Below are 6,447 nucleotides of genomic sequence, written 5' to 3'. Positions count from 1 at the left end.
CGCAAAACTCCCAGCGCTCTCAGTTCTCCCAAAACTCTCAATCCCCAAAACTCCCAGCGCTCCCAGTTCTCCCAGAACTCCCAATCCCCAAAAATCTCTCAGCTCTCCCAGTTCTCTCCAAACTCTCAATTCCCCCAAATTTCTCTTGTTTTTGAATTTGGTCGGTAGATTCTCATGGATTTTGTCTAAATTTGTATCGGGAATGCTTTTGTTTGTCCCGAATGAGGCCGAGGGCTTCGTTACTTTTGTTTTTTGAATATAGTGAATACATGAAATTTGGACGGCAATTCCGACTATCAGCAACGGCGATGGCTTTTAGCTTTGCTCTTTCGGCAGCGGCTGAGTTCCCGATGAATTATGAGGGTGCTTTGACTGTGGGAGCCGGAAGCGGTGATTTTGCTCCGTTCTATATCTCATCTTTGCGTCATGGCCGGTTCACGCAGGCTGAAAATTTGCAGGCCGAGGCGCGTTTGTGGCATGAGATGGATTATGACAAGCGTTTTTCGTTTGGCTTCGGGGCGGATTTTATTGGCGGCTATGCATCGGCTGTTGACTATGAGCGTTATGACAAGGCCAATGATTCATGGTTTTCCCATTCAGAAAGACCGTCGGCGTTCAGAATTCAGCAGCTCTACGGAGAAATGAAATACCGCAGTGTCTTTTTGCTGGCCGGTATGAAAGAACATGGTTCTGCAATTCTGCCTCAGAGTCTGACCAGCGGTGATCCTGTCCATAGTGGTAACACTCGTCCGCTTCCGGAAGTCAGGATGGGATTCTGGGATTTTCAGAACATTCCTTTTACCCGTGGGTGGATACAGATTTCGGGTGAAGTCGCATTCGGCAAAATGATGGATAATAACTGGTGGCGTGACCACTATAATTATTATGGCTATCATATCAGCCGGAATGAGCTTTACAATTATAAGCGATGCTATTTCCGGACAAAGCCTACCGAGCCTTTTTCTGTGACATTCGGAATGCAGGCAGTAGCTGTTTTTGGCGGTGAAACGACTTACTATCGAAATGGAGAGATCATTGACGAAGAGAAAAACCGTGTAGGCATAAAGGACTTTTTTAAGATGATATTGCCTTTGGAAGACGGTGGCGAAGGCTATATATCCGGCAACCATATCGGATCTTGGGATATCAAGGCCCGTTACAACCTGAAGAACGGTGCAGAACTGTCGGCCTATTGTTCATGGTTGTGGGAAGACGGAACCGGGATCGGCAAATTTAACGGTTGGGACGGTCTCTGGGGCCTTGGCTATAAGTCCAAGTCAAGTGGCTTTGTCAACGGCGCCGTGATCGAGTATCTTGATTTTACGAATCAGAGCGGCCCGATACATTTTGACCCCAATGATAAGCCAGGAGCTACGGTCCCGGACCATGTTGCCGGGGCTGATGACTATTATAACAATGCCCTGCGCAATTCCTATGCTTATTACGGACAGTCATTCGGAACTCCGGCTATGATGGCACCCATTTATAACCGCGACGGCTATCCCGGTTTTGTCGGCAACTGTCTGCGTGGATTCCACATTGGAATTGAAGGCGAACTGAGCAATAGCCTCGACTATCGGCTGAAGGCCGGTTATCGTAAAGCCTGGGGCTCAGGGAAATTTTTGTTGCAGACTCCGATTCACGAAACAGCCGTGATGCTGGAGACAAACTGGCATCCGGAAAGGCTTGTCAAAGGGCTGAGTCTTAACGTGCAGGTCGAACTTGACCGTGGGACTATGCCGGGAAATGCCTTTGGTGCGCTTGTCGGAGTCAGATATAAAATAAACAGACAGTGATGAGAGAGAAACTGACAGGCATATTCATTGTGATCCTGCTGATGACACTTACAGCAGGGTGCACTCGCAACGACGGTGACATAGGCGACTATTTCGGCAGATGGCGCCTTGAGAAACTGACCGCCGACGGCGAGGAACTGCCTCTGTATACAGACGAAAGCGGCATTGAACTCTATACCTGGTCATTTCAGGGGCGTATCATTCAGATTGCCGAGATCTTGCCGGTTCATGAATATATCACACATACCGGTTCATGGCGTGAGGATGGAGAGATTCTTGAACTGAACTTCAGCCATTATGACGATGAGCCTGCGCGTTTGCCTGAATATCGTGCGCCGGAGGCTCTGCATCTGGTCAGCGACGGAATCACCAGGCTTCACATCGGACGTTTGAAGAACCGGCAGATGATTCTGTCATATATCGGTGAAGACGGAGTGACATATACATATTATTTAAAAAGACCTGTTTAAGCTATAATTATATATGGAGAATTCCAAAACAAAAGTGCTCGTTACCGGCGCTGACGGCTTTATCGGCTCTCACTTGACCGAGATGCTGCTTGAGGAAGGTTATGCTGTCAGAGCTTTGAGCCAATATAACTCATTCAACAACTGGGGATGGCTTGAGGAGATCAGTCATCCTGATCTTGAAGTGGTCACCGGCGATGTCCGAGATCCGAATTTCTGCCGTCATATCACAGACGGCTGTGACACGGTCTATCATCTTGCGGCTCTGATCGCCATTCCTTACAGCTATGTTGCACCTGACAGTTATGTCGACACCAATATCAAGGGAACGCTTAACATGTGTCAGGCAGCGCGTGATTGCGGAGTGCGCCGTCTGGTTGTCACCTCGACAAGCGAAGTTTACGGAACGGCTAGATATGTGCCGATCGACGAGGCTCATCCCCGTCAGCCGCAGTCGCCATACAGCGCCACTAAGATCGGAGCCGATGCGATTGCACTGAGCTTCTACAATGCCTTTGAACTGCCGGTGGTGATCGCGCGTCCGTTCAACACTTATGGCCCACGCCAGAGCGCGCGTGCGATAATTCCTACGATTATTACCCAGATCGCATCAGGCGTCCGTGAAATAAAGGTCGGAGATCTGACCCCGACCCGCGATTTCAATTACGTCAGAGACACAGCGGCCGGCTTTATCGCTCTCGGCCGGGCCGAGGGTATAGAAGGACGTGAGATAAACATTGCTACCGGATCGGAAGTCACGATGAGGGAAACCCTTGAGACCATAGCGCGTATCATGGGCGAGAAAGTCGACTATGTGACAGATCCTCAGCGTCTGCGTCCTTCAGGCAGTGAAGTTTTCAGACTTTGCGGCGACAACAGGCTGATCACATCGCTCACTGACTGGCGTCCGCGCTACGATCTTGAAGCAGGTCTGCGCGAGACGGTCGAATGGTTCACCAAAGGTGACAATCTTTCAAAATACAAGAGCGGCATCTATAATGTCTGAGAGCTATGGCAGAAGACAAGAAGAAAATCAATGTGCTTTTTCTCGGAGGAGCCAAACGCGTTTCTTTCGGGCGCAAACTGATCGAGGCCGGAAAGAAACTCGGAATTGAAGTCGGTGTTTTCAGTTACGAGCTGGAAGCAGAGGTTCCGGTTGCTGTCATCGGTGGAATCATCATCGGACGGCGCTGGGGCGCGGCTGATATTCTGGAGCATCTCCATCAGGTGGTGGAGGCTTACCATATCGACGTGTTGCTTCCGTTTGTCGACGGTGCGATCTCTATTGCCGGGGCCTATGTAGCCACCTACGGAGATGTCTGGTCTCCGGTGGTCAAACCCGGCCTGGCTGAAACGCTTTTTGACAAGGTGCTTTCTGCCCGCGCGTTCGAGAATGCCGGACTGGACGTGCCGCAAACCTATCGCGGAGGCAAGCCGGTGTTCCCCCTGATCGCCAAACCGCGTCGCGGATCGGCATCGAAAGGCATAGAAGTGATCAGCGGGATCACGGATTTCCGCCGGCTTCAGAATGTCAGTGATAACTATCTGCTTCAGACATATTATCCCCGAAAAGAGGAATATACAGTCGACTGCTACATCACACAGAAAGGCGAAGTGCTTTGTATCAGCCCGCGCCGGAGGATCGAAGTGGTCGGAGGCGAGGTGTCACGCACCGTGACTGTCGACGATGCCGGGATTATTGAAGCATCCCGTCAGGCGATAGAACGTCTGGGGCTACGCGGTGCAGTCACATTGCAGTATCTTCGTGAACTTGACGGCGGACGGCTCATGCTGATGGAAATCAATCCGCGCCTTGGCGGCGGAGTGGTATGCTCAGTCCATGCCGGAGCCGACATTCCGGCGATGATTCTGTCCGAAGCGTGTGGAATGCCTTACAGCGGCAGCCGCGAAGCGAAGAGCGGAGTCATGATCTGCCGCTATTTTGAAGAAGCAGTGTTTTTTGATACCCTCTGACGTCCGGAGGAAGTTTAAAGACCAATTAAGAAAGCCGGAGTCTATTATTATCAGACAATTTCTTAGACCGAAACCCTATGACCGATTCAGAAAAAATAATCATAATAGCCGAGGCCGGAGTCAATCACAACGCCTCGATGGAAATGGCCCGCAGGATGGTTGTTGAAGCAGCCCGTGCGGGAGCCGATTATGTCAAATTCCAGACGGCGGTCCCCGAACTTGTGATTTCGTCGATTGCCCCGAAGGCGGAGTATCAGAAAGAAACCACGGGAGAGGCCGAGTCACAGCTTGAAATGTGTAAAGCCATCCATCTGCCATTGTCGGCCTATCCAGAGCTGGCTGAACTCTGCCGGGAGGAAGGGATCGGTTTCATGAGCACGCCCTTTGATCTTGTGAGCATTGATTCGCTGGCCTCACTCCGCATGGACTATTGGAAGATCCCTTCAGGAGAGATCACAAATCTGCCATATCTGCGCAAAATCGCCCGTATCGGCGGAAAAGTCATACTCTCTACCGGAATGTCGACCCTTACTGAGGTCGAAAATGCCGTCGCAGTGCTCGAAAATGGCGGAATCAAGCGTGAAGACATCATCCTGCTCCATTGCACCACACAATATCCGACTCCATACAGCGACGTAAATCTTCGGGCAATGGAAAGTCTGCGTCAGCTGCACACAGGCGGAGTCGGTTACAGTGACCACACTCTTGGAATAGAAGTCCCTGTCGCAGCTGCGGCTCTTGGCGCCAAAGTCATCGAAAAGCATTTCACTCTTGACAAAAATCTTCCCGGACCTGACCATAGGGCGTCGCTCGATCCTGCCGAACTTTCGGCAATGGTGAAAGCAGTGCGCCATATAGAAAAAGCTCTTGGCAGTGGGACGAAAACCGTGGCTGACTCCGAGCGTCCCAACATCGAAGTGGCCCGCAAGAGTATTGTTGCCGCCCGAACCATCTCCAAGGGCGAGACGTTCACAGAAGATAACATCACCGTCAAGCGTCCCGGCAACGGTATCAGTCCGATGCAGTGGGACTCAGTCATCGGACAGGTTGCAAAGAAAGATTTTCCCTACGACAGTCTGATAGAACTTTAGAGGTCGTCTAAAAACAACATCTTAACGATGGTCTGAGGGCATAACAGCATCGGAATCGGAATAAAATTTGGAATGAAAGAATCGCTGAAACTATCCCTTTCTCAGAAATTGCAGCAGAGGCTGTCGCCTTTGCAGATGCGCTTTGTCCGTATGCTTGAGATGACAGGTCCGGAGGTGGAGGAAGAAGTGAGGCGTGAACTCGACGACAATCCGGCGCTTGAAGTCGCCGACCGGAATGAAACGGAAAGTCCGGATGACGAATTTCATGAGAGCGCTGAAGAAATGCAGCTTGCCGATTACAAGGATGAAGACGAAATCCCGGCTTATCGGCTTGAAGCCCGCAATGCCTCGCGTGACGATGCCTATTATGAGCCGGTAGCCGTCGCCTCTGAAAACACACTCGGTGAATGGCTGATGAATCAGCTGCGCGAAACAGACATAAGCGAAGCCGAACTGCTCGCCGCAAGCTATATTGTCGGAAATCTTGATGACAACGGCTATCTGACCCGCACACTTCATCAGATTCTCGACGATCTGGCTATAAATGCCGGGTTGGAGCTTACGATGGATCAGTTGCGCAGTGTGGCCGAGAAGATCCGTTCGCTTGATCCTGCCGGAGTCTGTGCCTATGACCTGCGTGACTGTCTGTCATTGCAGCTCAGGCGTATGGAGCCGTCACCGGCCAGGAAAACAGCATTGGAAATCGTCGACTATTACTTTGACCTCTTTTCGCTGCGTCATTACGACCGCCTGAGTGCGGCCCTTGGAGTTGACCGCGAGCAATTGCGCGAGGCTACGGATGTCATCCGTTCGCTCAATCCAAAGCCGGGCGGTCTGATCGGCGACAGCGAGGCCGATGCGCGCTCGCGCCACATAATACCTGATTTTAATGTTGAAGTCGACGGTGACAGAATCACCCTGACACTTCTCAACAACATCCCGGATCTGACAATTGAGAAAAGTTTTGAGGGAGGATCAGAGAATTTTTCTGTGGCCTCGACTGCATCTTCGCGGAAAGACGCGATGACCTTTATCAACCGCAAGCGCGAGGATGCCACTGATTTCATAGACCTGTTGCGGCTGCGCCAGCAGACGCTCTACAATGTGATGGCCGCGATC

7 protein-coding genes are annotated in these 6,447 nt (G+C 51.2%); 6 read left to right on the top strand and 1 reads right to left on the bottom strand.

The window, feature by feature from the left end; translation table 11 throughout:
- Positions 1–303: hypothetical protein (locus tag K2H17_RS04730; RefSeq protein WP_300132030.1), on the bottom strand; the 303-nt coding region annotated here is incomplete at its 3' end.
- A gap of 5 nt (positions 304–308) precedes the next feature.
- Here K2H17_RS04730 and K2H17_RS04725 point away from each other — a divergent pair.
- The 6 genes from K2H17_RS04725 to K2H17_RS04700 all read left to right on the top strand — a co-directional run.
- Positions 309–1,796: a capsule assembly Wzi family protein gene (locus K2H17_RS04725; RefSeq protein ID WP_300132029.1), complete on the top strand. Its 1,488-nt coding sequence runs from the start codon at positions 309–311 to the stop codon at positions 1,794–1,796.
- On the top strand, positions 1,796–2,266 hold the full coding sequence (locus K2H17_RS04720; protein WP_300132027.1) for a lipocalin-like domain-containing protein: 471 nt from the start codon (positions 1,796–1,798) through the stop codon (positions 2,264–2,266). The genes K2H17_RS04725 and K2H17_RS04720 overlap by 1 nt, the downstream gene beginning before the upstream one ends.
- Before the next feature lie 13 nt (positions 2,267–2,279).
- Complete coding sequence (locus tag K2H17_RS04715) at positions 2,280–3,269, top strand: NAD-dependent 4,6-dehydratase LegB (RefSeq protein ID WP_300132025.1); 990 nt, start codon at positions 2,280–2,282, stop codon at positions 3,267–3,269.
- 5 nt (positions 3,270–3,274) lie between these two features.
- On the top strand, positions 3,275–4,237 hold the full coding sequence (locus K2H17_RS04710) for an ATP-grasp domain-containing protein (RefSeq protein WP_300132022.1): 963 nt from the start codon (positions 3,275–3,277) through the stop codon (positions 4,235–4,237).
- A gap of 77 nt (positions 4,238–4,314) precedes the next feature.
- Positions 4,315–5,328 carry an N-acetylneuraminate synthase gene (gene neuB / locus K2H17_RS04705; RefSeq protein WP_300132020.1) on the top strand — a complete coding sequence of 338 codons (1,014 nt, stop codon included), beginning with the start codon at positions 4,315–4,317 and terminating at the stop codon, positions 5,326–5,328.
- 72 nt (positions 5,329–5,400) lie between these two features.
- Positions 5,401–6,447: RNA polymerase sigma-54 factor (locus tag K2H17_RS04700; RefSeq protein WP_300132019.1), on the top strand; the 1,047-nt coding region annotated here is incomplete at its 3' end.

The organism is Duncaniella sp. (genome assembly GCF_029054785.1).
GTDB lineage: Bacteria > Bacteroidota > Bacteroidia > Bacteroidales > Muribaculaceae > Duncaniella.
The sequence above is the reverse complement of the archived record's forward strand: the minus strand, read 5'-3'. Positions and strand labels throughout refer to the sequence as shown.